The sequence below is a fragment of the Rathayibacter sp. VKM Ac-2928 genome, assembly GCF_022815545.1.
GTDB lineage: Bacteria > Actinomycetota > Actinomycetes > Actinomycetales > Microbacteriaceae > Rathayibacter > Rathayibacter festucae.
Genome location: NZ_JALGRU010000003.1, coordinates 98,029 through 123,504, shown reverse-complemented (window position 1 = coordinate 123,504; position 25,476 = coordinate 98,029). Strand labels below are relative to the sequence as shown.

Sequence of the window (25,476 nt, the reverse complement as noted above, 5' to 3'; positions counted from 1 at the left end):
GTCGGTGCGCGGAGAGCGTGAGGTCCATGGCCCGCCAGAGTCCCCCCGAAGAGGTGCTGCCCCCCTCGGCCGCGCCCGGGGCCGAGGGCCGCGAACCCTTCAGCGAGCAGGACATCCGGGGACTCGTCGGCACCGCCGCCCTCGACAAGGGCGTCGCCTACGCCGACGAGGGCCGCGTCGCCGAGCTGCAGTGGTTCGGCGGGCGCACCCGGCTCTTCGGCCAGGTCCGCGGCTCCGGCCGCTCGCCCTACGCCGTGAGCGTGCAGCTGCGCGACGAGGGCGACCACTCGATCCTCCTCGGCGGCGCCTGCAGCTGCCCGGTCAAGCACGAGTGCAAGCACGTCGCCGCCGTCCTGATCGAGGCGCTGCGCCGCGAGCGCGAGGGCGCCCTGAGCGGCCCGTTCCCCGGCGAGGCCGCCGTCGACGCGGTCCCGGAGTGGCGCAGCGCCCTGGCGCCGCTGCTCGCCGGCGCCGAGCGCTCGCACTCCGGCATCCCGCTCGGCCTCCAGTTCGAGCTCCTCCCCGGCGAGCCCGTGCGCCGCCCGCCCGGCCGCTACAACAGCTATCGTCCGCCGCCCGAGCCGCGCCCGCGCCTCGGCGTCCGCCCGGTGCGGATGGGCGACCGCGACCGCTGGGTCCGCACCGGCACCAGCTGGCGCGACCTCGGCTACCTCCACTACAGCCACGACTACGACGAGCGCCAGATCGACGTCGTCCGCGAGATGCAGGGCCTGCTCTCCGGGCACAGCGCCTCCAGCTACTACTCGCCCGACACCTGGCTCTACCTCGACCAGTGCCGGAGCGAGGCGATCTGGGCGGCCCTGCACGGCGCCGTCCGCGCCGGCATCGGCCTGGTCATGGGCGACCGCGACCAGACCCCGCTGAAGATCCTGGACACCACCGCCACGGCGTCCATCGACGTCACCCGCACCCCGGCCGGCCTCGAGCTGCGCTCGCTCGTCGCGATCGGCGACCACCCGGCGCCCGAGCACTTCGGCTTCATCGGCGACCCCGCCGTCGGCCTCTACACGTGGGACGAGGGCGACGAGCTGCGCGGCAAGGCCGTCACGCTCGTGCCGTTCGCCGCGCCGCTGGTCTCCTCCGCCCGGACCTTCCTCTGGAGCAACGAGCCGATCCGCATCCCGGAGCAGGAGGAGTCGGCGTTCCTCACCGAGCACTACCAGCGCCTGCACCGCCTCTTCGACATCGTCTCGCGCGACGGCTCCTTCGAGGCGCCGCCCGTCCCCGAGCCGCGGCTCGGCCTCACCCTCGAGCACACCGAAGGCGCGGGACTCCGTGGCTCCTGGTGGTGGCGCTACGGCATCGAGGGCGGCCGCGGCACCGAGGCCGAGCGCCTCCCGCTGCGCCTGGACGACGAGTCCGGCTACCGCGACGCTGAGGCCGAGCAGCGGATCCTCGACTCGCTCGGCGGCGCCGGCATCGACCCGGAGTCGACGCCCGCCCTGGTCTCGCCCTCGAGCCGCCGCCTCCGCCCCACCTTCGACCTGCGCGGCATGCAGACCGTCGGCTTCCTCACCGGCGAGGTCGAGCGCCTGCGCGAGCTCGGCACTGTCGAGATCGAGGAGATCGGCCAGCGCGTCGAGTACCGCGAGGCCGAGACCGCTCCGGTCGTCGCCGTGCAGACGGTCGCCCAGCCGGACAGCCGCGACTGGTTCAACCTCGAGATCTCGGTCACGGTCAACGAGGAGGCGGTCCCGCTCGCCGAGATCTTCCTCGCCCTGGCCCGCGGCGACGAGTACATGGTGCTGCCGAGCGGCGTCTACTTCGCGCTGGACGACGAGCGCTTCGGCCGTCTCCGCGAGCTGATCGCCGAGGCGCGCGAGCTCTCCGACGACCCGAGCGAGACGCTCCGGATCAGCCGCTTCCAGTCCTCGCTCTGGGACGAGCTGGTCGAGCTCGGCGTCGTCGAGGCGCAGGCCGCCGCCTGGCGCCGCTCGGTCGAGGGCCTCTCCGGCTTCACCGCGACCGGCGCCCTCGAGTCCCGCGCCCTCCCCGAGGGCTTCGCCGTCGAGCTGCGGCCGTACCAGCAGCTCGGCTACGACTGGCTCTCCTTCCTCTACGACAACCAGCTCGGCGGCGTCCTCGCCGACGACATGGGCCTCGGCAAGACCGTGCAGTCGCTCGCGCTGGTCACCCGGGTGATGCAGGAGCAGCGCGCGGCCGCCGCGAGCGCCGGCACCTCGCCCCGCCCGTTCCTCGTCGTCGCGCCGACGAGCGTCGTGCCCAACTGGGTCGGCGAGGCCAAGCGCTTCGCCCCCGACCTGCGCGTGGTCGGCATCGACGAGACCTCGAAGAAGAAGCGTAAGGCGCTGTCGACGATGATCGGCGAGGCCGAGCTGGTCGTCACCTCCTACGCCCTCTTCCGCCTCGACTACGAGTCCTACGCCGGCATCCAGTGGTCCGGCTTCCTGCTCGACGAGGCGCAGTTCGTCAAGAACCGCCAGTCGGCCACCCATCAGCTCGCCCGGCGCCTCGACGTGCCGTTCAAGCTCGCCATCACGGGCACGCCGATGGAGAACAACGTGATGGAGCTCTGGTCGCTGCTGTCGATCGTCGCTCCGGGCCTCTTCCCCTCGCCGGCCGGCTTCGCCGAGTACTACCAGAAGCCGATCGAGCGCGACGCCGACACCGAGCGCCTCAGCCAGCTGCGCCGCCGCATCCGCCCGCTGATGCTCCGCCGCACCAAGGAGCTCGTCGCGACGGAGCTGCCGCCCAAGCAGGAGCAGACCATCGAGGTCGAGCTCGGCACCCGCCAGCGCAAGGTCTACGACACCTACCTCGCCCGCGAGCGGCAGCGGGTGCTCGGCCTGATCGGCGACTTCGAGAAGAACCGGTTCGCGATCTTCCGCGCCCTCACCGTGCTCCGCCAGGTCGCGCTCGACGCGGCCCTGGTCGATGAGGCGCACGCCACGGTGCCGTCGACCAAGCTCGACCTGCTCGACGAGCTGCTCGCCGACGCGCTCGCCGAGGGGCACCGGGTGCTGGTCTTCAGCCAGTTCACCCGCTTCCTCGGCCGGGTGCGCGGCCGGCTCGACGCGGCTGGCGTCGAGTACGCCTACCTCGACGGCGCCACCAAGAAGCGCGACGAGGTGATCGACCGCTTCCGCTCCGGCGAGGCGGGCGTCTTCCTCATCTCGCTGAAGGCGGGCGGCTTCGGCCTCAACCTCACCGAGGCCGACTACTGCATCCTGCTCGACCCGTGGTGGAACCCGGCGACGGAGTCGCAGGCCGTCGACCGCGCCCACCGCATCGGCCAGACCCGCTCGGTGATGGTCTACCGGCTCGTCGCGAAGGACACCATCGAGGAGAAGGTGATGGCGCTCAAGGAGGCGAAGGCCGCCCTGTTCGCGGCCGTGATGTCCGACGACGGCGCGGCGGCGACCGGCGGCATCACCGCGGAGGACGTGCGCGAGCTGCTCGGCTGAGCGGCCCGGGTCGGTGCGGGTCCGGTCAGCAGGCCGGGTCCGCGAGCGCCTTCACGAACGCGCCGGTCTGGTAGACGTACTCGTAGGCCCAGTCGCCGAGCGTGTAGGGCTCGCCGGAGGACACCATCGACAGCTCGCCGTCGAAGCATCGGCCGAGCAGCAGGCGCGCCCGGGCGATGTGGGGGGTCTGCGTGATGACGACGACGCTGTCCCAGTGGTCCGCCCGCGCGTCGTCGGCCAGGGCGCGCGCCTCGCCCTGGGTGGTCCCGGGCTCGGCGGTGAAGCAGATCACGTCCATGTCCGGCTCGTCGCAGGCCACGACGTCGTTCTCGCCCGGAGCCGCGGCCAGATCCGAGGCCCAGACCGAGATCACCAGGGTGTCGGCCACTCCCGCCTCGACGAGGTCGCGGCCGAGCTCGGTGCGCGCGCGGGTGGGCGGCCCGAGGACGAGGACCGCGTCGGCGTGCTCCGGCACCGGATCGATCGCGGGCAGCACGTAGACCGGGATCCCGGCGCCGACCACCAGCACGAGCGCGGCGAGGGCGCCGACGCCGAGGCGCCGTGCCAGCCGTCCTGCCCTGTGCATGCGTCTCCTCGCGAACCCCGGCGGTCACCGTACCCCAGGCAGGTGACACGGGTGTTTCGGCGGCTCGGGACTCCGGCATCACGCGGACCGTCCTGCTGTGCCCGCAAGCCCCCGATCGCAGCTGGCAGCGCGCGGACCGAACTCTGACATCCTGTGTCTTCGGAGCACAGGACGGTGACTCGTGGCGCTCCCGCGACGCCGTCGCGGTCGCTCCTCCTCGACAGAAGGACAGGCGATGGCTGAACCGACACTGGTGGACGTCGCGCGCATCGCGGGGGTGTCCCGTGCGACCGCCGCGCGCGTGCTCGCGGGCCGGACCAACGTCGACGCCGGGATGACCGCCGCCGTGGAGCGCGCCGCGAAGCAGCTGGGCTACGAGGCGAACGGCGCCGCGCGCATGCTGCGCGGGGGACGCGCGGGCTCGATCGCGCTGATCGTCGCCTTCGAGGATCTCGACCGCCTGCCCGGGACGATCCTCACGGCGGTCCTGAAGGGCGCCGCGGCGAGCCTGCACGCGCAGGGAGTCCAGCCGGTCCTGCTGCCCGCGGACTACGACGACAGGGGCCGCGTCGCCCGGCTCCTCCGCACGCGCGCGGTCGACGGGGCCATCGTGATCCTGCAGAACGAGATGACCCAGGTGACCCAGGAGCTGGCGGACTCTCCGGCCCCGATCGCCTGGGTGGGACGGCCGCGGGTCGCCCTCGCGGACGACGCGCTCGTGATCGATGCGGACAACTACGGGGGAGGGAGGCTCGCCGCACGAGTGCTGGCCGAGTCCGGCCGTCGGCGACTCGGCATCATCACGGGCCCCCACGACATGAAGCCCGCCCGTGAGCGGCTGCGCGGCTGGCGCGACGAACTGGAGCACCTGGGCATCGACTACGCGCCCCTCGCGCACGGTGCGTTCACGGTCGAGAGCGGCGTGACCGCGATGGTGCGCCTCCTGCAGCGCTACCCCGATCTCGACGGGATCTTCGCCTCCTCCGACCTGATGGCGCACGGCGCGATCCACGTCCTCCGGGCCGCGGGGCGGCGCGTGCCGACGGACGTCTCGGTCGTGGGCTTCGACGACGTCGTCATCGCGACCACGACGGACCCGCCGATCACGACGATCCGCCAGCCCCTCGCGGAGATGGGCCGCATCGCCGCCGAGACCGTCGTCGCCGTCCTGCAGGGACGCGAGATCGACCGGCAGCGGATCCTGCCCGTGAGCCTCGTCCAGCGGGAATCCGCGTAGCGCGGAGGGCGTCCTCGAGAAGCGCGGCGCTCAGGGTCGCCGTCGGCTCAGTCCGCGACCAGCGACCGCAGCTCCCGCACCCCCGCGACCACGTCGGCGCCGACGCGCCCCGCCTGCACCGCCGCGCGCAGCGGCAGCGTGCGATGCGGTCGCAGCAGCCGCCGCGCCGCCGTGCAGGGCAGCGCGTAGAGCGCGACGACGCCCGCGTCGATCCCGTCGAGCCCGCCGTCGTCGCGGCCGAAGACCAGCTCGCGTCCCTCGCGGGCGAGCTCCTCGGGCAGCGCCGCCTCGCCGACCGGCAGCCGCACGGAGGCGAGCACGGCGGCGGCGACGATCCGGCGGCGCAGCGGCCGGCCGATCGCGTCTCCGGCGAGCTCGCCGAAGAAGTCGGCGTGCCGCTCGAGGATCGCGGCGACGGTCTCGGCGAGGCGCTCCATCTCGGGGTGCAGCGACAGCCGCGCGAGGCGGCGGTAGGCGTGCAGCGCGATCTGCGCGTCGACCGCCAGCGCGAGGGCGATGGGCCCTGCGAGCAGCCGGGACGAGCGGTCGCGCAGCACCCGGCTCCTGACCACGGGCTCGGCCGGGCCGGTCTCGACACCGCGGATCCGCGGCGAGGCCGCCAGCACCTCGCCGAGCGCATCGGCGATCCGGTGCCGCTCGGCGGCCCAGGTCGTCGCGAACGACCGCACCCGCGGGTCCGGATGCGCCCGCGCGAGCGGCAGCACCCGCACGACGGCCGCGTGCTCGAGAGCGCGGAGGTAGGCGGACGCGACGATCGCCTCGCGATCCAGCGGCGCCTCCTCGAACTCGCGGATCGAGAAGTGGTCGCGGAGGCTGCCGTGCGCGCTGCGACGGTAGCTCTCCACATCGAACGGTTCCGCGATGCCCATGCTCCACCCGCCTTCGCTTCGACCGTACCGCCATCCTGGGCCCGGAACCTGAACGGCGGAAGGTCCGCCGCTGCCAGACTGGAGCCCGCGCGCCGCCCGGCCGCGGGACGGGGCGGAGATGGGGTCTCGCGGATCCGCGGTCGCCGCGATCGTCCTCGCCGCGGTCTGCTTCGGCACCACCGGCACCGCGCAGTCGCTCGGCGCGGAGGGCGTCGATCCGCTGCTGCTCGGCGCCGCCCGGATCGTGCTCGGCGGGGCGCTGCTGGCCGCCCTGCTCGGCGTCGAGACGGCGCGCGCTCCGCGCCGCGCCGCCCGGAGGCCGCGCGTCTCGACGGTGCTGCTCGTCCTCCTCGGCGCGGCCGGCGTCGCCGCGTACCAGCCCGCCTTCTTCACCGGCACCGCCGAGAACGGCGTCGCGGTCGGCACGATCGTCGCGCTCGGCTCCGCCCCCGCCTTCACCGGACTGCTCGAGTGGCTCCTGCTGCGCTCCGCCCCGAGCCCGCGCTGGTTCGTCTCGACGGCGCTCGCCGCGGTCGGCGTCGTGCTGCTCGCCGGCCTGCTGACCGGTGGCGCCGCGGGCGGAGTCTCCGTGCTCGGTCTCGCCGGCTCGGCCGGGGCCGGCGCCGCCTACGCGCTCTACGCGGTCTGCGGCAAGCTGCTGCTCGAGCGCGGCCTCAGCCCGGCCGCCGCGATGGGCGCCCAGTTCGGCACCGCCGCGCTGCTCGCGCTGCCGGTCCTGCTCGCGGGTGACCCCGGACGCCTCGCCGGCTCCCTCCCCGCCGTGCTCTGGCTCGGCGTGGTGACCGTCGCGGTCGCCTACACCTTCTTCGCGCGGGGCTTGCGCCTCCTGCCCGCCGCCACGGTCTCGACGCTCACCCTCGTCGAGCCCGCCACCGCGACCCTCCTCGGCGTCGCCCTGCTCGGCGAGCGGCTGACGCCCGACGCGGTCGCCGGCATCGTCGTCCTGGTGCTCGCCGTGCTGCTCCTGGCACTGCCCGCGCGCCGGGGGAGTGCGCGCCGGGGGAGTGCCGCGCCGCAGGAGGTCCGAGGTCGTCGCGCCTGAGGCGCCGTCGAGCCTCGCGGAGTAGCCTCTGCCCTGCCGCGGCGCCTGAGCGCCTCACCGATCGACGACGAGGGGGCGGATCCGATGACCAACCCCTGGCTCGCCCTGCCCGGCAGCGGTCGCCGCCGCCCGCTGGTCGAGGCGTCCTGGGAGCGGGCGCGCCGCCACCGCCTCGACCCCGAGCGCCTCACCGCGCCGCTGTCCTTCTCGAGCGACGAGCTGCGCGACTACCGGATGGGCCACCCGCTCGCCTCAGTGCTGCCCGTCATCCGGCGCCTCCTCGTCCGCGACGCCGACGAGGACAGCGGCGTGCTCGTCGCGGTCGGCGACGCCCTCGGGCGGCTGCTCTGGATCGACGGCGATCAGGCGCTGAAGAGCTCCGCCGAGCGGATGCTCTTCGTCGAGGGCGCGGCCTGGGCCGAGCCCGACGTCGGCACCTCCGCTCCCGGCACCGCCCTCGTCCTCGACCACGGCGTGCAGATCCACGGCGCCGAGCACTTCGCGTCCCTCGTCCACCCGTGGAGCTGCACCGCGGTGCCGATCCACGACCCCGAGACCCACGAGATCCTCGGGGTGATCGACATCACCGGCGGCGCCGAGGTCGTCGCGCCGCAGACCCTGCCGCTGATGGAGGCGACCGCGGCGGCCGTCGAGAGCCAGCTGATGGTGCAGCGGCTGCAGCGCCCGCGCCGCGCGCAACCCCGCCGCTCGCCACCTCGGCCCGCGGCGGCCCGCGCGCCGAGCCTGCGCGTCCTCGGCCGCGAGACCGGCGTCGTCACCGCCGACGGCGTCGAGCTCGAGCTCTCCACCCGGCACGCCGAGATCCTCACCCTCCTCGCCTGGCACCGCGCGGGGCTGTCCGCCGAGGCGCTCGCCCAGCTGCTCTACGGGCGGGAGGACGCGGTGGTCACCGTGCGCGCCGAGATGGTGCGCCTGCGCCGGATCCTCGAGCCGCGCCTCCCGAGGCTGGTGCCGCTCTCGCGCCCGTACCGCCTCGCCAGTCCGGTCGACCTCGACGCGCGCCAGGTGGTCGGCCTGCTCGATCGCGGCGCGCACCGGCTCGCCCTCGACGCCTACGCCGGCGCCCCGCTGCCCGGCTCCGAGGCCCCCGGCATCCGCGCGATCGCCGACGAGCTGCGCGCCCGCGTCCGCGCCACCGTGCTCACCAGCGCTGCCGCCGAGACGCTGCTCGCCTACGCGCACGGGCCCGACGGCCACGACGACGCGGAGGTCTGGGCCGAGCTGCTGCGGATCCTGCCGCGCCGCTCGCCCCGCCGCGCCGGCATCGTCGCGCACCTCGAGGAGCTCGAGGCCGAGCAGCGCTGACCCGCGCTCGGCCACCGCCTCCGTCTCCGCGGCCGTGCAACGGCGTGCAACCTCCCGCGACGTACGGTCGGACCGAGCGCGACACCCCGCACTCACCCGACAACGACGTCGATGGAGGTCCACATGACGCTGTACGCCGACCCGGTAGCCGACCAGGCACCGAAGGAACCGGAGTCCACGGTCTACGCCAACCCGGGCACGGAGGGATCCGTCGCCTCGTTCCGCTCCCGCTACGACCACTTCATCGGAGGCGAGTACGTCGCCCCCGCGAAGGGCCAGTACTTCGAGAACATCACCCCGATCACCGGGAAGCCCTTCTGCGAGATCGCCCGCGGCACCGCCGAGGACATCGACCGCGCGGTCGAGGCCGGCTGGAAGGCCTTCCCGAGCTGGGGCAAGACCAGCCCTGCCGAGCGCGCGAACGTCCTGCTGCGCATCGCCGACCGGATGGAGGCGAACCTCGAGCTGCTCGCGGTCGCCGAGACCTGGGAGAACGGCAAGCCGGTGCGCGAGACCCTCGCCGCCGACATCCCCCTCGCGATCGACCACTTCCGCTACTTCGCCGGCGCCCTGCGCGCCCAGGAGGGCGGCGTCTCCGAGATCGACCACGACACCATCGCTTACCACTTCCACGAGCCGCTCGGCGTGGTCGGCCAGATCATCCCCTGGAACTTCCCGATCCTGATGGCCGTGTGGAAGCTCGCTCCGGCGCTCGCCGCCGGCAACTGCATCGTCCTCAAGCCGGCCGAGCAGACCCCCGCGTCGATCCACGTCCTGATGGACCTGATCCACGACCTGCTGCCCGACGGCGTCCTCAACATCGTCAACGGCTTCGGGATCGAGGCCGGCGCTCCGCTCGCCTCGCACCCGCGGATCCGCAAGATCGCCTTCACCGGCGAGACGACCACAGGCCGCCTGATCATGCAGTACGCGAGCGAGAACCTCATCCCGGTCACCCTCGAGCTCGGCGGCAAGAGCCCCAACGTGTTCTTCGCCGACGTGGCCGCCGAGCGCGACTCCTTCTACGACAAGGCGCTCGAGGGCTTCTCGTTCTTCGCCCTCAACCAGGGCGAGGTCTGCACCTGCCCCTCCCGCGCCCTCGTGCAGAAGTCCATCTACGACGACTTCGTCGGCGACGGACTGGAGCGCGTCGGCCGGATCAAGCAGGGCAACCCGCTCGACGTCTCGACGATGATCGGCGCCCAGGCCTCCAACGACCAGCTGGAGAAGATCCTCTCCTACATGGACATCGGCAAGCAGGAGGGCGCGAAGCTGCTCATCGGCGGTGACCGCGCCGACCTCGGCGGCGAGCTCAGCGGCGGCTACTACGTCAACCCGACGGTCTTCGAGGGGCGCAACTCCATGCGCATCTTCCAGGAGGAGATCTTCGGCCCCGTCCTCGCCCTCACCTCCTTCGAGGACTTCGACGACGGCATCGCCATCGCCAACGACACCCTCTACGGCCTCGGCGCCGGAGTCTGGAGCCGCAACGGCGCCCAGCTCTACCGCGCCGGCCGCGCCATCGAGGCCGGCCGCGTCTGGTCCAACACCTACCACCAGTACCCCGCCCACGCTGCCTTCGGCGGCTACAAGCAGTCCGGCATCGGCCGCGAGAACCACAAGATGATGCTCGACCACTACCAGCAGACGAAGAACCTCCTCGTCAGCTACGCGGAAGGGCCCATGGGCTTCTTTTGAGCCGTCTTGCGGCGATTCCTCGCTCCGCTCGTCATCACCGCCGCGGTCGGCTTTCCGAGGTGGTCGCGCCGAGTGGAGCGGGGAGCGTCGCGCTCCGCGAATCCGCTGGCACGCGGATTCGCGCTCCGCGCTCTCCCCTGCTGCCGCGCCGCGCGGGCGCGGTGGTGGGGCTCGCTCCGCTTCGCACTTCCCGCAAGCATGCTGGTCGAGTAGCCCGCGCAGCGGGCGTATCGAGACCCACGTGACCAGCAGGTGCGGGAGCTCGGCCTCCTCGCTCCGCTTCGCACCCAGGATCCGCGTCGCGCTTCCCGCGGTTGCGGGCCCTTCCATGCTGGTCGAGTAGCCCGCGCAGCGGGCGTATCGAGACCCACCCCGCCAGACACCGCACCACCGAGAGGACACCGCCCATGGACAGCACGCGCGTCGACGTGACCGAGGCGGCAGCCGGCATGCTGCGGAGGATGAGCGAGCTGCACGGCCCGCTGATGTTCCACCAGTCCGGCGGGTGCTGCGACGGCAGCTCGCCGATGTGCTTCCCGGTCGGGATGTTCCGCACGGGAGCGTCCGACGTGCTCGTCGAGACACTGCACGTCGACGGGCTCGCCCCGATCGAGTTCTACATGTCCCGGACGCAGTTCGAGTACTGGAAGCACACCCACCTCACCGTCGACCTGGTCGACGGGCGGGGGAGCGGCTTCAGCGTCGAGGCGCCCGAGGGCAAGCGCTTCATGATCCGCAGCCGCCTCCTCACCGACGCCGAGCTGGTCGAGTTCGGCCTCCTGCCTGCCGCCGCCGTCCAGCTCTGACCCTTCCCGGTCGCGCGGAATCACTCGACTCGGGAATATACCCCCCGGGGGTATGTTGCACCACGGTGACCGACCACGAGGGAGCACCGATGACCGACGCCGCGCACGACCACAGCACGCACACGTCCTCCGCCACGACGTCCTGGCGGACCGCCGCGACGGCCACCCTGCACTGTCTCACCGGCTGCGCCATCGGCGAGGTCCTCGGCATGGTGCTCGGCACCGCACTCGGGCTGCACACCCTCGGTACCGTCGTGCTCTCGATCGTGCTCGCCTTCGCCTTCGGCTACGCCCTGACGATGCGCGGCGTGCTCCGCGCGGGGGTCTCCTGGCGCGCCGCCGTCGGCATCGCCCTCGCGGCGGACACCGTCTCGATAGCGGTGATGGAGGTCATCGACAACACGGCGATGCTGGCGATCCCCGGCGCGATGGACGCGGGTCTCGCGACGGGGCTCTTCTGGGGCTCCCTCGCCGGCTCGCTCGCCCTGGCCTTCGTGGTCACCACCCCGGTCAACCGCTGGCTGATCGGCCGCGGCAGGGGCCACGCGGTCGTGCACCGCTTCCACCACTGACGGCGGAACGCGCTGGGCTCAGACCGACGGCTGCGGCGGGCTCGTCGCAGCCGAGCCGGTGCTGATCCGCACGCCGATCTCCGTGCCGCGGATCACCGAGGTCCCCGCCGAGGGATCCGTCCCGGCGACCTGGCCCTCGGGCACCGACGAGTCGACCTGGCTCATCCCGCCGACCACGAACCCCGCGGCCTTGAGCGCGCTGACGGCCGCGTCGACGCTCTTCCCGGTCACGTCCGGGATCGTCACCATCGGCGCCTTCACCAGCGACTGGTCGGGCTTCGCGAAGGCGGAGCCGCCGTACTCGCGGTCGAAGGCGGTCATCACCGGGTTCCAGATCCGGTGCCGCGCGAGGATCGCCGAGCCGCTGTCGAAGTCGATCGAGTCGAGCGCCATCCGCTTGCCGGCGTCGTTCAGTGCGGAGATGCTGCCGACCCAGACCGCGAGGGCGACCTCGGAGGAGGCGCCGAGCGTCCAGCCGTCGGCCGCACCGTCGGTGGTGCCGGTCTTGGTGATGTGCTCGATGCCGTCGCCGGGGCTCGCCGCCTGACCGGTGCCCTGCGAGGTGACCTCGAGCAGCGCGTACTGCGTGGCGCGGGCGACGGCCGTCGTCGTCGACTGCGTGCAGGTCGAGGCGGGCGCCTCGATGTCCTGCCCCTCGGGCCCGATGATCGAGTCGATGGCCACCGCGCTGCAGGTCCGGCCGTCGTTCGCGACGCCCGCGTAGGCGACCGCCATGGTCAGCGGGGCGATCTCGTTCGTGCCGAGCACCGTCGCCGGGGATTCGAGCAGCGGGGTCGCATCCGCGCGATGCACGCCGAACGCCTCCGCGGTCTTGCGGATGTCGCAGAGGTCGAGCAGGTGTGCCATGCCGATGAAGCCGGTGTTGATGGAGTCGATCGTGGACTCCAGTGCGTTCAGCGAGGCAGGGAAGATCTGCCCGCCGTTGTTGTTCGGATTGAACACCCCGTAGTCCTGCGGGCCCTCGCAGCTGTCCTGGAAGCCGGTCCAGTTCTTGTTCTTGGCGTCGAACTGCTCGAGCAGGGTGTGCCCGTCCTGCAGCCACTCCATCAGCGTGAAGACCTTGTAGGTGGAGCCCGGCTGGAAGCCGTTGCCGCCCCCGTAGGCCGCGTCGACCGAGAGGTTGATCGCGGAGTACTCGGCGCCGTCGGCCGAGGCGATCTGCTCCGGGTCCTGGCTGTACTTCTTGTTCTGCACCATGCTCAGGATCCGCCCGGTCCCGGTCTCCACGCCGACGGCCGCGGCCCCGACGTCGAAGCGCGGGTCGGTCGCGGGCACCTGGTCGGTCATGACCTGCGCCGAGGTGTCCTGCATGGCGAGGTCGATCGTCGTATAGACCTTGAGCCCGCCGCGCTTGAGCGCCGCGTAGCGCTCGTCGGCGGTGGCGCCGAGGGCCGGGTCGTTGCGCAGCACGTGCGAGACGTAGTCGCAGAAGTAGGCGGCGCTGCCCGCGGTCTGGCAGCCGGTCGACGGGGGAGTGATGACCGGCTCGATCGGCGCGGCCTTCGCGGCGTCGCGGGTCGCGGCGTCGATCTTCCCGTACTCGAGCATCCGGTCGAGGATGTAGTCGCGCCGGCTCGTGGTCAGCGCGTAGCCGTTCGCCTCGCCGTTGTCGGGGTCGTCGGGGCGGTCGAAGCGGAACTTCTCCGGGTTGTTGACGATCGCCAGCAGCGCGGCCGACTGCCCGACCGAGAGGTCGGCCGCATCGATGCCGTAGTAGTACTCGGCCGCGGCCTCGATGCCGTAGACGGTGCCGCCGAAGAGGGCGATGTTGAGGTAGCCGAGGAGGATCTCGTCCTTCGAGTACTCCTTCTCCACCCCGATCGCGAGACGCATCTCCTTGAGCTTGCGCTCGGGAGTGGTCGCGGTCGCCTCCGCGTAGGCCGCGGCGCGCTCGGTCTCGTCGCTGATCGACTCGGCCTTCTGCACGAGGACGTTCTTGACGTACTGCTGCGTGATCGACGAGCCGCCCTGCGGCGCCGCGTCGAGGAGGTAGGTGCTCGCGACGGCGCGCAGGGTGCCCTGCAGGTCGATGCCGCCGTGCTCGTAGTAGCGCGGGTCCTCGCTCGAGACGAGGGCGTCGAAGACCGGCGCCGCGATCTGGTCGGCGGCCACCTCGATGCGGTTCTGGTCGTAGAAGGAGGCGAGGAGCGTCGGGTCCTCGGGGTCGCCCGCGTAGACGTCCGTCTTCTGCATCAGCTCGCCGACCTCGAGGTAGCTCGGCAGCGACTGGAACGCCGAGATCGTGCCCGAGGTGGCGGCCCCGGTGAGCGCGACCGCCGGCGCCACGACGATCGTCGCGAGCAGCCCGGCCAGCACGCTGACGATCACGAATCCGAACAGCGCGCCGAGGGCCCCGTGGACGGTGCGACGGGGCTGGAAGACGGGAACGTTCGGACGCTTCAGGATGGATCCTCTCGGTGCACCAGCACCCTAGGCGACGCTCCCGACATCCCCGCCCAGGCGCGCCCGCGGCTCCAGCGCCCGGCACGGAACACGTCCGCCCGCTGACGGGAGCGAGCCGCGGGCACATCCTCCGCGCGACGACCACGTGACCACGTGACCCTTCAGCCGTGCGGGCACGCTGAGTGACCCGCGCTGTTCAGGGTGAGGACCGGATCGCCGATGTCCTGCACGGTCGGCGTCGTGCGACGGGGTGGCGCACGCCGTCAGGTGCGGCGGCCCGGCGACGTCACTCGGAATCGGCGGTGAGCAGCGTGCCGTTGATGTCGGCGTTGTCGCCCGGATTCTTCGACGCCTCGCCGATGCTCACCTGCAGCGGGATGACGGCACCCCGCAGGACGGTCTCGTCCGCACTGGGCGTCGTCGAGACGACGGAGCCCTCGGGGACCGACGTCGAGCCGACAGGCTCACTCCTGCCGACGGAGAAGCCGGCGGCGGTGAGGGTGGCCGTGGCCGCGGCGACCGTCAGCCCGGTCACGTCCGGCACCTCGGTCAGCGTGGCGGTGCGCGGGGACGACGCGAGCATGGAGGCGGGCGGGTCGATGAAGTCGTCGCCGCCGTACTTCTGGTCGAGCGCCGTCATGATCGGCTTCCAGATCGCGTGACGCGCGTCGGCGGCCCGGATGGTCCCCTCCTCGCCGGTGAGGCGCGTGGTGCGGAGGTTCTGCTTCGATCCGTCGTCGAAGCCCTTGATGCTGCCGACCCAGACGGCGAGCGACGCGGAGCGGCTGGCGCCGGCGGTCCAGACGTCCGCCGCCTCGTCGGTCGTGCCCGTCTTGCCGATGTGCTCGATGCCGTCGCGCGGGTCCGAGGCGGTGGCGGTACCGGAGGTGATGACCCGCTGCATGGCGTACTGCATTCCTCGAGCCACCTCCGGGGTGACGGACTGCGTGCAGGACGGAGCGGGCGGCGCCACGGCCGCGCCGGCGCTGTCCGTGATCCGGTCGATGACGATCGCGGCGCAGGTCGTCCCGTCGTTCGCGATGCCGGCGTACGCGTTGGCGACGGTGAGCGGTGCGATCTCGTTGGTCCCGAGAACGGCTGCCGGTCCGCTCTGCAGCTCCTTGGCGTCGGCGCGGTGGATGCCGAAGGACTCCGCCGTCGTGCGGATGTCGCAGAGGTCGAGCTGGTTGGCCATGCCCATGAAGCCGGTGTTGATCGAGTTGGCCGTCGCCTGGACCGCGGTCATCGATGAGGCGTCCTCGGACGCGACGTCGTTCCGCGGTGCGAACCGCGCACCCGCGTAGTAGCCGTCGTTCGCGGTGTCGCACTTCTGCGGATAGGAGCGGAAGCCCGAGGTCGGCGACGGGAACGACTCGTTGAGAGTGTGACCCGCCTGCAGCCACTGCGCGAGGGTGAAGACCTTGTAGGTCGAGCCGGTCTGGACGCCGGCCGTGCCGCCCATGTCGACGTCGACGTTGAGGTTGATCGCGCTGAAGCCGGGGTTCGCGGCGAGGAACTCCTCGTCCTGGCTGTACTTCGTGTTCTGCACCATGGACAGCACGCGGCCGGTGCCGGCCTCGACCGACGCGGCGGTCGCGCCGACCTGGAAGCGGGGGTCGTACGACGGGATGTAGGCGTTGATCGCCGCCTGCGAGACCTGCTGGATGTCGAGGTCGAGGGTCGTGACGATGTCGAAGCCGCCCTGGCGGATCCGCTGGTAGCGCTCGTCGTCGTCGGCGCCGAACGCCTCGTCGTTGCGCAGCACGTTCAGCACGTACTCGCAGAAGTACGCCGCGTTGCCCGCGGTGGCGCAGCCGGTGGAGGGCTCGGTGATGTTCGGCGTGATCGGCTCGGCGATCGCCGCGTCGTAGACCTCCTGGCTGATCTTCGAGTACTTCAGCTCCTCGGCCAGGATGTAGTCGCGACGCTCCTTCGTCGCGGCGTAGCCGTTCGCGGCGCCGTTCGCCTCGTCCGTCGGGTCGTCGAAGCGGAACTTCGACGGGTTGTTGACGATCGCCAGCAGTGACGCCGCCTGCGAGGTCGAGAGCTGGCTGGCGGGGATGCCGTAGTAGTAGTTGGCCGCGGCCTCGATGCCGTAGACCGTCCCGCCGAAGAGCGCGATGTTGAGGTAGCCGAGCAGGATGTCGTCCTTCGACGTCTCCTTCTCGAGGCCGATCGCGAGGCGCATCTCCTTGAGCTTGCGCTCGGGGGTCGGGTCGGTGGCGAGCTTGTAGGCGGCGTCGCGCTCGGCCTCGTCGGTGATCGACTCGGCCTTCTGCACGAGGACGTTCTTGACGTACTGCTGCGTGATCGACGAGCCGCCCTGCAGGTCGTCGCCGGTCAGCGTGACCGCGAGCGCGCGGAGCGTGCCCTGCAGGTCGATGCCGCCGTGCTCGTAGAAGCGCGGGTCCTCGCCGGCGACCGCGGCGTCCTTGGCGGTCTGCGCGACCTCGTCCCAGCCGACCTCGACGCGGTTCTGGTTGTAGACGGAGGCGAGGAGGGTGGTGCCGTCGCCCGCGTAGATGTTGGTGCGCTGCATCAGCTGGCCGGCGTCGAGGTAGCCGGGCAGGTTCTGGAACATGCCGATGGTGTTGCTGGTCGCGAGGCCCGTCAGCGCGAGCGCCGGAGTGACGCCGACGGTGATCAGCACGCCGGCCACGGCACTCATCCCGATGAAGCCCAGCACTGCCCGCAACGACATCCCGAGCGGTCGAGCGGAGCTGCGGGATGCGGTGGGGAGAGCCATGGAGCGGGAGGTCCTTCCGGCGCGGTGGTGCCGCGCGAATGCAGGGTGGCGGGTCGTCGCGCCGGTCGTGCGAATCCCCTCGGTCATGGTACGCGACGCGCCCGGGAGGAGGGGGTCCTCCGAGAGGACGAGATGCACCTGTGACGAGGCGTCCGCGACCTCGGAATCGGACGGCGACCCGGAGGTGGGAATCCGGCGCGCATGACCGGCGGAAGGCGCCCCCGGCGACGCCGCTTCCGTATCGTGGAGGGTGCGTCCCCGCGAGGGGAGCGTCGGCATCACCGCACCACCAGTCGCCCCGGGGCCCCGGGGCGGTCGGCCCCGGCAGAAAGCACACACCATGGCACGCATCCACGACGACGTGACGCAGCTCGTCGGCAGGACCCCGCTCGTCCGCATCAACCGCCTCGACGGAGCGGACAGCGCCGTCGTCCTGGCCAAGCTCGAGTTCTACAACCCCGCGAACAGCGTGAAGGACCGCATCGGCGTCGCGATCGTCGACGCCGCCGAGGCGTCGGGGGAGCTGCCGCCGGGTGGCACGATCGTCGAGGGCACGAGCGGCAACACCGGCATCGCGCTGGCCATGGTCGGCGCGGCCCGCGGCTACAAGGTGATCCTGACGATGCCCGAGACGATGTCGACCGAGCGCCGGGTCCTGCTGCGCGCCTACGGCGCCGAGATCGTGCTGACCCCCGGCTCCGAGGGCATGCGCGGCGCGGTCGAGAGGGCGCAGGCCATCGTCGCCGAGACCCCGGGCGCCGTGCTCGCCCGTCAGTTCGAGAACGCCGCCAACCCGGAGGTGCACCGCCGCACGACGGCCGAGGAGATCTGGGAGGACACCGACGGCGAGGTCGACGTCTTCGTCGCCGGCATCGGCACGGGCGGCACCATCACCGGCGTCGGCCAGGTCCTGAAGGAGCGCAAGCCCGGCGTGCAGATCATCGGCGTCGAGCCGATCGACTCGCCGCTCCTCACGCAGGGCACGGCCGGCCCGCACAAGATCCAGGGGATCGGCGCCAACTTCGTGCCCGCCAACCTCGACCGCGACGTCTACGACGAGATCATCGACGTCACCCTCGACGACTCGGTGCGCGTGGCACGCGCGATGGCGGCGCAGGAGGGCATCCTCGGCGGCATCTCCTCCGGCTCGATCATGTGGGCGGCCCTCGAGGTCGCGAAGCGCCCCGAGAACGCGGGCAGGACGATCGTCGCGATCGTCTGCGACTTCGGCGAGCGGTACATCTCGACGGTCCTCTACGAGGACCTCCGCAGCTGAGCGCCGCCGGACCCCGTCAGGGCGTGGCCGGACGTCCCACCGCCCTCGCACGCCTCCGCGAGGACGTGGCGGCCGCGCGCCTGCGCGACCCTGCGGCCCGCAGCGCGGCGGAGGTGGTGCTCGCCTACCCGGGGCTGCACGCGGTCTGGGTGCACCGCCTCGCCCACCGGTGGTGGCGGCGCGGCGCGCGCCTGCCGGCCCGGCTGCTCGCGCAGGCGGCCCGCGCGGCGACCGGAGTGGAGATCCATCCCGGCGCGACGATCGGCCGCCGGCTCTTCATCGACCACGGCATGGGTGTCGTGATCGGCGAGACGGCGCTGATCGGCGACGACTGCATGCTCTACCACTCCGTCACACTGGGCGGGAAGTCGGCGAAGCGCGAGCGGCGCCACCCGACGCTCGGCGACCGCGTGGTCGTCGGCGCGGGGGCCGTGATCCTCGGGCCGATCGTGCTCGGCTCGGACGTGAGCGTCGGCGCGAACGCGGTCGTGGTGAAGGACGCCCCGGACCACGCGGTGCTGGTCGGGATCCCCGCCCGTGACCTGCGCGCGCTGGGCCGTGCCGAGGACGCGCTCGCGGATCCGGCATTCTGGATCGACCCCGCGATGTACATCTAGGGCCGAGCCGTCGAAGGCCGGCCCGTCCACGGCCGAGGCGGGGTCTCAGTCGTCGTCGTCGCGGCGCGAGATGTCGCGCTTCGCGCTCTTGATCACCGCGAACGCGTCCAGGGCGTGCACCCGCGTCTCCTTGAGGTCGAGGATCGGTGCGGGGTAGCCGTCCGCCTCCGGCGTCAGCGTGTCGCCGAGCGTCCACGGCTCGTGGATCACGGTGCGGTCGAGCTCGGCCAGCTCCGGGACGTACTCGCGCAGATAGCCGCCCTCCGGGTCGAACTTCTTCGACTGCGTGACGGGGTTGAACACGCGGAAGAACGGCGACGCGTCGGCGCCGGACCCCGCGACCCACTGCCAGTTGGCGGCGTTGCTCGCCGGGTCCGCGTCCACGAGCGTGTCCCAGAACCAGTCCTCGCCCACCCGCCAGTCGACCAGCAGGTTCTTGATCAGGAACGACGCGGTGACCATCCGGACCCGGTTGTGCATGTAGCCGGTCTTCCAGAGCTCGCGCATCCCCGCGTCGACGAGCGGGAAGCCGGTGCGGCCCTGGTGCCAGGCATCGATCTTGTCCTCGCCCGGGTGGCCCCAGGGGAAGGAGTCGAAGCGGGAGTCGAAGTTGGCGGTCGCGAGGTCGGGCCAGTGGAAGAGCAGGTGGTAGCAGAACTCGCGCCAGAGCACCTCGGCGAGGAAGCGGTCGCTGCCCTCACCGCGGTGCTGCCCCTTCGCGTGCGCCTCCTCGAGAGCGTGCCAGACCTGGAACGGGCTGATCTCGCCCCAGCGCAGGTGCGGAGACAGATTCGAGGTGGCATCGCGCGCCGGCAGGTTCCGGTCGTCGGCGTAGTCGTCGAGCTGCTCGGCGAGGAACGCACGCAGCCGCTTCGCCGCCGCCTTCTCGCCCGGCACCCAGCGCTCGCGGAGCCCGCCCGCCCAGTCGGGGCTGGTCGGCAGCAGCTGCCAGTCGTCGAGGTCGTCGGAGGCCGCCTCCGTCTCGATCCCGTCGATCTCGCGCGGTCGCGGCAGCGGAGCGCGCGGGGTGTCCCGGTTGCGGCAGGCGCGCGCGAACGGCGTGTAGACGGAGTAGGGGGTGCCGCCGCCGGTCTGCACGGTCCACGGCTCGAAGAGCAGCGAGCCCTGGTGGCTCTCCGCCTCGACGTCCCGGTCGCGCAGCGCCTCCTTGATCGCGGCGTCGACGGTCCGCTCCGCCTTGCCGTAGCGGCGGTTCCAGTGCACCGCGCCCGCGCCCAGCTCCTCGGCGAGCTGCAGGACGACGGCCTCGGCCGGTCCGCGGCGCAGGATCAGGGACGCTCCGGCCTCCTCGAGGTCGCCCGCGAGCGCGAGCAGGCTCCCGTGCAGCCACCAGCGGGCCGCGCCGCCGAGCGGTCGGATGCCGTCGGACTCCTCGTCGAGCACGTAGCAGACGGCGACGGGGCCGCCGCGGTCGATCGCGGCCCGGAGTGCCGGATTGTCGGCGAGACGCAGGTCGTCGCGGAGCCAGACGAGGGTGGGGGAGGAGCTGCTCATGGTCCCTCCATGATCCGCGAGCGCGGCGCCCCTGCGAAGTGCTGGCCGCACGGCGGCGGGGCGTGCTAGCGGAGGGCGGGGGCGCTCAAGCCGAGGCGACGCGCTCGCGCAGCTTGTCGCAGAGGGCGGTCAGCTGCTCCAGCTCGTCGTCGTCGAGGGCCGCTCCGACGTGGTCCGAGATCGTCTGCATGTGCGTCATCGCCACCCGCCGGAAGAGCGCGTAGCCCTCGTCGGTGATCTGGATGACCGTGCCGCGGGCGTCGGTCGGGTCCTCGCTCTTGGTCACGCAGCCGCGGGCGACCAGGCGGTCGATCAGGCGGCTGACGCTCGGCTGCGTCAGGAGGACGTGCTTGTTCAGGTCCCGGAGCCGGGCCCGGCGCTCGGGCTGCAGCGTGAGGTTGAAGAGGACGTCGTACTCGTTGAGCGAGATCTCCTTCGACGGGAAGTCGGTGCTCAGCGCCCGCATCACGTGCACCTGCGCTCGGAACAGCGACTCCCACGCGGCGACCGCACGTCTCGAGCTCACGCATCCTCCTTGTGTTCCGTTCAGGATACGGCGTCTCGACGGCCCCGCGGCGCCCGGGGCGGGGGGTCGTCCGGAGGGTGTCGCGCGGAGGCGGTGCTCAGTCCGGGAACGACAGAAGGCCGGCCGCTGAGGCGAGCGGCCGGCCTTCATTCCCTTGCACCAAGAGTGTCCTGCAATCACTTCTTGCGCTTCCCGCCACAGCAAACGGTCGACGCACTTGAACTATATAACGGATCGATAACGCCGCAAGGACCGATTTCCTGAGGTTTCCCTGTGACCCCGCGTCGCCCGGAGGCGGGGTCTCGATACGCCGCGTCCCGCGGCTCCTCGACCAGCATGGTTGCGCGGCCTCCGTCAACCGAGCGCGGGACCCGCAGGCACGCGGAGCGCTGCCGCTTGCAGACGCGCGAAGCTCCGCTGTCCCTTTCATGCTGATCGAGTAGCCCGCTCCGCGGGCGTATCGAGATCCACCCTCCGTCTGAGCATGGGTCTCGATACGCCGCTCCGCGGCTACTCGACCAGCATGTCGTGGTGCCGCCCCCGTCCGACTCGTGCCGAACGACCAGCCGCCCTCTGCGAGGCGTTCGGTGAGAAACGCGTGCCAGCGTTTCTCACGAGCCGTAGGGAGGACGCTCTCTGAGACGCGACCTCCCGCGGAGCCGACCGCGGCGGAGCGAGCGCTCGCGCTCGCGCAGCACATCGAGCACGTGAGGAGTGGGCGCGAGCGCCCACTCCTCAAAACAGGTCGGGGCTAGGGGTGGACGCGTAGCGGATGGCGACGTCCGCGTGGCGGTCGAAGCGGTAGCCGACGCCGCGGACGGTGCGGACGATGTCCTCGTAGCGGCCGAGCTTGGCGCGGAGGCGGCGGACGTGCACGTCGATGGTGCGCTCGTTGGGGGCGTCGTCGTCGGCGGCTCCCCAGAGTGAGGAGATCAGCTCGGCGCGCTCGATGGTGCGGCCCTCGCGGAGGACGAGGTACTGCAGCAGCTCGAACTCCTTGTAGGTGAGGGCCGTGGTCTCGTCGTCGAGGATGACGCGCTTGCGCGAGATGTCGATGACGACGCCGCCGGGGGCCCGGTCGAGGTCGGGCTCGGTCTCGGAGCGGCGGCGGGCGACAGCGGCCGGATCCTGGAGGGCGAGGCGGACGACGTCGACGTCGCGGCCGCCGGCGCCCTGGGGGGCGAGTGCGACGGAGGCGTAGGTCTCGGCGTCGGGAGCGAACTCGGCGGTGACGCGCTTGAGCTCCTCGACCAGGCGGCCGAGGTCGATGCCGGCGGCGCGGGCCTTGGCCTCGTCGATGCCGACGTAGAGGGCGAAGCCGCGGGCCTCGGTGCCCTGCGGCACGGCGCGGAGCCGGGGAGCGGCGGGTGCGGGCTCGGGGGCGGCCTGGAGGCGGGGGGCCTCGGCGGGAGCGGAGACGGGACGGGCGTGGAGGAGGGACATGACGAATCCTTGGGCTGGTCGGATCCGGGACGAGTGTCCGGGGAGCGGATCCGGGTGTGCGCGCGAGAGCCGGTGCACGAGGTGCGGGCCGGCAGGGGCGGATGCGGGGCATCCAGGGGTTCACCGCGCCTGCGACGCCCGGCCGATCGGAGGATCGTGACGATCAGTGCGATCGGGGGCGGAGGCTGTGCGGAGAACCGGCGAGGGTGATTCCTCAGGCGCACATTCGACAGCGCAGGACGAGGCCGCCGGCCATCATCATGCCGGCATCCCCGATGGCCTCAAGGGAGGTCAGGGCGTGCGCGTTGTCAGTCATGGTCGAAAGTAAAGCGGATGGTGGCGGACCCCGTCAACAGATCCGCGCACACTGGCGCGGTCCGGGCGCCGCGGCGGGCGCCCGGAGCGGCTCAGCCGGCGAGCCCGTAGAGGCGGTCGCCCGCGTCGCCGAGGCCGGGGACGATGTAGCCCAGCTCGTTGAGCTTCTCGTCGAGCGAGCCGAGGACGATGGTCACGTCCTTGCCGACGAACGCCTTCTCCACGGCCGCGAGGCCCTCGGGGGCGGCGAGCAGGCAGACGGCGGTGACGTCCTCGGCGCCGCGGTCGAAGAGGAACTGGATGGCGGCGATCAGCGAGCCGCCGGTGGCGAGCATCGGGTCGAGCACGAAGCACTGGCGGTTGGACAGGTCGTCGGGCAGGCGCTCGGCGTAGGTGGTCGGCTCGAGGGTCTCCTCGTTGCGTGCCATGCCCAGGAAGCCCACCTCGGCGGTGGGGATGAGCTTGACCATGCCCTCGAGCATCCCGAGGCCCGCGCGCAGGATCGGCACGACCAGCGGCTGCGGGTCGCTCAGCGCGAGACCGGTGGTCGTGGTGACCGGCGTCTCGATGGTGACGGTGCGGGTGCGGACGCCGCGGGTCGCCTCGTAGGCGAGCAGGGTCATCAGCTCCTCGGCGAGCTGCCGGAAGGTGGGGGAGGGGGTGCGCTTGTCGCGCAGCACGGTGAGCTTGTGCGTGATCAGCGGGTGGTCGGCTACATGGACGCGCATAAGCTCAATCTACTTGCCGGTCGGAGTCGGCCGGAGCCGGACGAGGGGGCGCGATGCGCGAGAGCGACCTCCCCCTCCCTCCCGAGGCGGACGCCTGGATGCGGCTCGCGCTCGACGAGGCCCGCCGGGCCGCCGGGTGGGGCGACGTGCCGGTCGGCGCGGTGGTCGTGGACGCCGAGGGCGCGGTGATCGGGCGCGGCCGGAACGAGCGCGAGCTGCGCACGGATCCGACGGCGCACGCCGAGGTGGTCGCACTGCGGGAGGCCGCGGCGGCCCGCGGTGACTGGCAGCTCGCGGGCTGCACCCTCGTGGTCACGCTCGAGCCGTGCGCGATGTGCGCGGGGGCGATCCTCGCCTCCCGGCTCGAGCGCGTCGTCTTCGGAGCGTGGGACGAGAAGGCGGGCGCGGCCGGCTCGGTGCACGACCTGCTCCGCGACCGACGGCTGCACCACGTGGTCGAGGTGTACCCGGGGCTGCGCGCCGACGAGGGCGCCCGGCTGCTGCTCGACTTCTTCGCGGCGAAGCGCTGAGCGGGCCGGAGCGCGGTCAGCCCTGCGCGCCGACCCACTCGGTCAGCGCCGCCTCCGTCGCCGTCCGCATCCGCTCGAAGCGGCCCTCGCGCACGTCGTCCTCGAGCTGCTCGTGCCCGTAGCCCGCTCCCGCGGCGTACTCGGCGTCGCCCTCGAGCCAGCGCGCGGCCAGCTCGCCGGTGAGCTCCGGGTGGAACTGCACGCCGAGCAGCCAGTCGTCGATCGCGAACGCCTCGACGGCGTAGGAGGGCGAGGAGGCGAGCAGGGTCGTCCCCGCCGGCAGGTCGAAGGTGTCACTGTGCCACTGCATCACCGGGACCTCGGCGAGGTGGCGCAGCGGCGAGCGGGTCCCCGCCTCGGTCGCGACGATGCCGCGGAAGCCGACCTCGCGGGTCGGGCCCGGCCGGACCTCCTCGCCGAGCGCGGCGGCGATCAGCTGCGCGCCGAAGCAGACGCCGAGGGTCGGCCGGCGGTGGTGCAGCCGGTCCTGCAGCAGGGCGATCTCGGGCGAGATGAAGGGGTGCCGGGCGGTCTCGTAGACGCCGGCGCTCGAGCCGAGGGTGACGACGAGATCGGGCGCGAGGATGTCGACCGAGTCGAGGTCGGTGCCGGCGACCGCGTCGACCGCGAAGCCCCGGTCGCGCAGCATCGGCTCGAGGGCGCCGAGTCCGGCGCCGCGCTCGTTGACGATCGCGAGGACGCGGCGCATCAGCCGGCGCTCCCGCTGGTGGCGGTCGGCTCCGCCGAGGGCGGCTGCGCCCCGCGGTCGACGTCGGGTTCGAGGTAGATGACGCGGGCGGCCGGGACCGCGTCGCGGATCCGCTTCTCCGTCGCGTCGATCCCCTCGGCCAGCTCGGCCATGGTCTCGGCGGCGGGGAAGGCGAGCTTGGCGGCGACGAGGATCTCGTCCGGACCGAGGTAGAGGGTCTTCATGTGGATGACGCGCTCGACGTCCGGACCGGCCTCGATGGCCGCGCGGATCGCCGCGGCGTCGGCCGGGGTCGCGCCCTCGCCGACCAGCAGGCTCTTGGTCTCGACGCCGAGGACGATCGCGACGACGACCAGCAGGGTGCCGATCATGATGGTGCCGATCGCGTCGAAGACCGTGTTCCCGGTGATCACCGAGAGGCCGACGCCGAGCAGCGCGAAGACGAGACCGGTGAGCGCGGCGACGTCCTCGAGCAGCACGACCGGCAGTTCCGGCGCCTTCGCCCGGCGGATGAACTGCAGCCAGGACTGCTGCCCGCGGACCTTGTTCGACTCCTTGACCCCGGTGCGCAGCGAGTAGCCCTCGAGGCAGATCGAGACGACGAGGACCAGGATCGGCAGCCAGGCGTTCTCGAGCTCGTGCGGCTCGGCGATCTTCTCGACACCCTCGTAGATCGAGAAGACACCGCCGACCGAGAAGAGGATGATCGCGACGACGAAGGCGTAGACGTAGCGCTCGCGGCCGTAGCCGAACGGGTGCTCCTCGTCGGCGGCCTTCCGCGACTTGCGGCCGCCGAGCAGCAGCAGCAGCTGGTTGCCGGAGTCGGCGAGCGAGTGCACGCCCTCGGCCAGCATCGAGGCCGAGCCGGAGAAGAACCAGGCGACGAGCTTGGTCAGCGCGATGCCGAGGTTCGCGGCCAGCGCCGCGATGATGGCGGAACCGCCTCCGGATGCGCTCACGGGGTCTCCTCGGGGTGACTCGTCGGGGTGCTGGTGCTCGGGGGTGGTCGGCCCATCCTAGGAG

Annotated in this window: 20 protein-coding genes; 10 read left to right on the top strand and 10 right to left on the bottom strand. The window is 72.3% G+C overall.

Annotated features, from left to right (window positions below; translation table 11 throughout):
- Positions 1–26 precede the first annotated feature (26 nt).
- Complete coding sequence (locus tag MT350_RS12085; protein WP_127887454.1) at positions 27–3,446, top strand: SNF2-related protein; 3,420 nt, start codon at positions 27–29, stop codon at positions 3,444–3,446.
- 25 nt (positions 3,447–3,471) lie between these two features.
- On the opposite strand, the gene MT350_RS12080 is transcribed toward MT350_RS12085, so the two are convergent.
- A complete protein-coding gene (locus MT350_RS12080; RefSeq protein WP_132437502.1) occupies positions 3,472–4,032 on the bottom strand; it encodes a hypothetical protein in 561 nt (186 codons plus the stop codon).
- 235 nt (positions 4,033–4,267) lie between these two features.
- On the opposite strand from MT350_RS12080, the gene MT350_RS12075 reads away from it, so the two are divergent.
- The gene (locus MT350_RS12075) at positions 4,268–5,269 is read left to right on the top strand and encodes a LacI family DNA-binding transcriptional regulator (RefSeq protein WP_243615977.1); all 1,002 of its coding nucleotides are present in this window, start codon (positions 4,268–4,270) and stop codon (positions 5,267–5,269) included.
- A 47-nt stretch (positions 5,270–5,316) separates the two neighbouring features.
- On the opposite strand, the gene MT350_RS12070 is transcribed toward MT350_RS12075, so the two are convergent.
- A complete protein-coding gene (locus tag MT350_RS12070; protein ID WP_243615976.1) occupies positions 5,317–6,159 on the bottom strand; it encodes a ferritin-like domain-containing protein in 843 nt (280 codons plus the stop codon).
- Positions 6,160–6,277: 118 nt separating this feature from the next.
- Between MT350_RS12070 and MT350_RS12065 the strand changes: the two genes are divergently transcribed.
- The 5 genes from MT350_RS12065 (at position 6,278) to MT350_RS12045 (ending at position 11,624) form a co-directional block, all read left to right on the top strand.
- The gene (locus MT350_RS12065; protein WP_243615975.1) at positions 6,278–7,222 is read left to right on the top strand and encodes a DMT family transporter; all 945 of its coding nucleotides are present in this window, start codon (positions 6,278–6,280) and stop codon (positions 7,220–7,222) included.
- Positions 7,223–7,306: 84 nt separating this feature from the next.
- On the top strand, positions 7,307–8,548 hold the full coding sequence (locus MT350_RS12060) for a helix-turn-helix domain-containing protein (protein WP_123736753.1): 1,242 nt from the start codon (positions 7,307–7,309) through the stop codon (positions 8,546–8,548).
- Positions 8,549–8,671: 123 nt separating this feature from the next.
- Complete coding sequence (locus MT350_RS12055) at positions 8,672–10,246, top strand: aldehyde dehydrogenase family protein (protein ID WP_243615974.1); 1,575 nt, start codon at positions 8,672–8,674, stop codon at positions 10,244–10,246.
- A gap of 407 nt (positions 10,247–10,653) precedes the next feature.
- On the top strand, positions 10,654–11,052 hold the full coding sequence (locus tag MT350_RS12050; protein ID WP_123736755.1) for a DUF779 domain-containing protein: 399 nt from the start codon (positions 10,654–10,656) through the stop codon (positions 11,050–11,052).
- Between the two features lie 89 nt (positions 11,053–11,141).
- Complete coding sequence (locus MT350_RS12045; protein WP_243615973.1) at positions 11,142–11,624, top strand: DUF4396 domain-containing protein; 483 nt, start codon at positions 11,142–11,144, stop codon at positions 11,622–11,624.
- A gap of 18 nt (positions 11,625–11,642) precedes the next feature.
- On the opposite strand, the gene MT350_RS12040 is transcribed toward MT350_RS12045, so the two are convergent.
- Together MT350_RS12040 and MT350_RS12035 are read right to left on the bottom strand one after the other, a co-directional pair.
- The gene (locus MT350_RS12040; RefSeq protein WP_243615972.1) at positions 11,643–13,973 is read right to left on the bottom strand and encodes a penicillin-binding protein; all 2,331 of its coding nucleotides are present in this window, start codon (positions 13,971–13,973) and stop codon (positions 11,643–11,645) included.
- 361 nt (positions 13,974–14,334) lie between these two features.
- Positions 14,335–16,716, bottom strand: a complete 2,382-nt coding sequence (locus tag MT350_RS12035; RefSeq protein ID WP_243615971.1) for a penicillin-binding protein — start codon at positions 16,714–16,716, stop codon at positions 14,335–14,337.
- A gap of 418 nt (positions 16,717–17,134) precedes the next feature.
- On the opposite strand from MT350_RS12035, the gene cysK reads away from it, so the two are divergent.
- Positions 17,135–18,070 carry a cysteine synthase A gene (cysK, locus tag MT350_RS12030; RefSeq protein WP_123736823.1) on the top strand — a complete coding sequence of 312 codons (936 nt, stop codon included), beginning with the start codon at positions 17,135–17,137 and terminating at the stop codon, positions 18,068–18,070.
- Positions 18,071–18,093: 23 nt separating this feature from the next.
- Complete coding sequence (epsC, locus tag MT350_RS12025; RefSeq protein ID WP_243598287.1) at positions 18,094–18,687, top strand: serine O-acetyltransferase EpsC; 594 nt, start codon at positions 18,094–18,096, stop codon at positions 18,685–18,687.
- Between the two features lie 45 nt (positions 18,688–18,732).
- On the opposite strand, the gene MT350_RS12020 is transcribed toward epsC, so the two are convergent.
- The 4 genes from MT350_RS12020 to upp all read right to left on the bottom strand — a co-directional run bounded on the left by MT350_RS12020 (position 18,733) and on the right by upp (position 23,214).
- Positions 18,733–20,202 (bottom strand): deoxyribodipyrimidine photo-lyase, encoded by a 1,470-nt coding sequence (locus MT350_RS12020; protein WP_243598288.1) that lies wholly within the window; start codon positions 20,200–20,202, stop codon positions 18,733–18,735.
- Between the two features lie 85 nt (positions 20,203–20,287).
- Positions 20,288–20,668: a MarR family winged helix-turn-helix transcriptional regulator gene (locus tag MT350_RS12015; RefSeq protein WP_243598696.1), complete on the bottom strand. Its 381-nt coding sequence runs from the start codon at positions 20,666–20,668 to the stop codon at positions 20,288–20,290.
- Between the two features lie 795 nt (positions 20,669–21,463).
- A complete protein-coding gene (locus tag MT350_RS12010) occupies positions 21,464–22,171 on the bottom strand; it encodes a winged helix-turn-helix domain-containing protein (protein WP_123736761.1) in 708 nt (235 codons plus the stop codon).
- 407 nt (positions 22,172–22,578) lie between these two features.
- Entirely contained in the window at positions 22,579–23,214 is a 636-nt protein-coding gene (gene upp, locus MT350_RS12005) for a uracil phosphoribosyltransferase (protein WP_123446624.1), read from the bottom strand.
- Positions 23,215–23,267: 53 nt separating this feature from the next.
- Here upp and tadA point away from each other — a divergent pair, with 53 nt between their 5' ends.
- Positions 23,268–23,744, top strand: coding sequence for a tRNA adenosine(34) deaminase TadA (gene tadA, locus MT350_RS12000; protein ID WP_243598289.1), 477 nt, complete (start codon positions 23,268–23,270; stop codon positions 23,742–23,744).
- Positions 23,745–23,760: 16 nt separating this feature from the next.
- On the opposite strand, the gene MT350_RS11995 is transcribed toward tadA, so the two are convergent.
- Together MT350_RS11995 and MT350_RS11990 are read right to left on the bottom strand one after the other, a co-directional pair.
- Complete coding sequence (locus tag MT350_RS11995; RefSeq protein ID WP_123736762.1) at positions 23,761–24,453, bottom strand: gamma-glutamyl-gamma-aminobutyrate hydrolase family protein; 693 nt, start codon at positions 24,451–24,453, stop codon at positions 23,761–23,763.
- Entirely contained in the window at positions 24,453–25,412 is a 960-nt protein-coding gene (locus tag MT350_RS11990; RefSeq protein WP_243598290.1) for a cation diffusion facilitator family transporter, read from the bottom strand. Before MT350_RS11990 ends, MT350_RS11995 begins: the two co-directional genes overlap by 1 nt.
- Positions 25,413–25,476 lie beyond the last annotated feature (64 nt).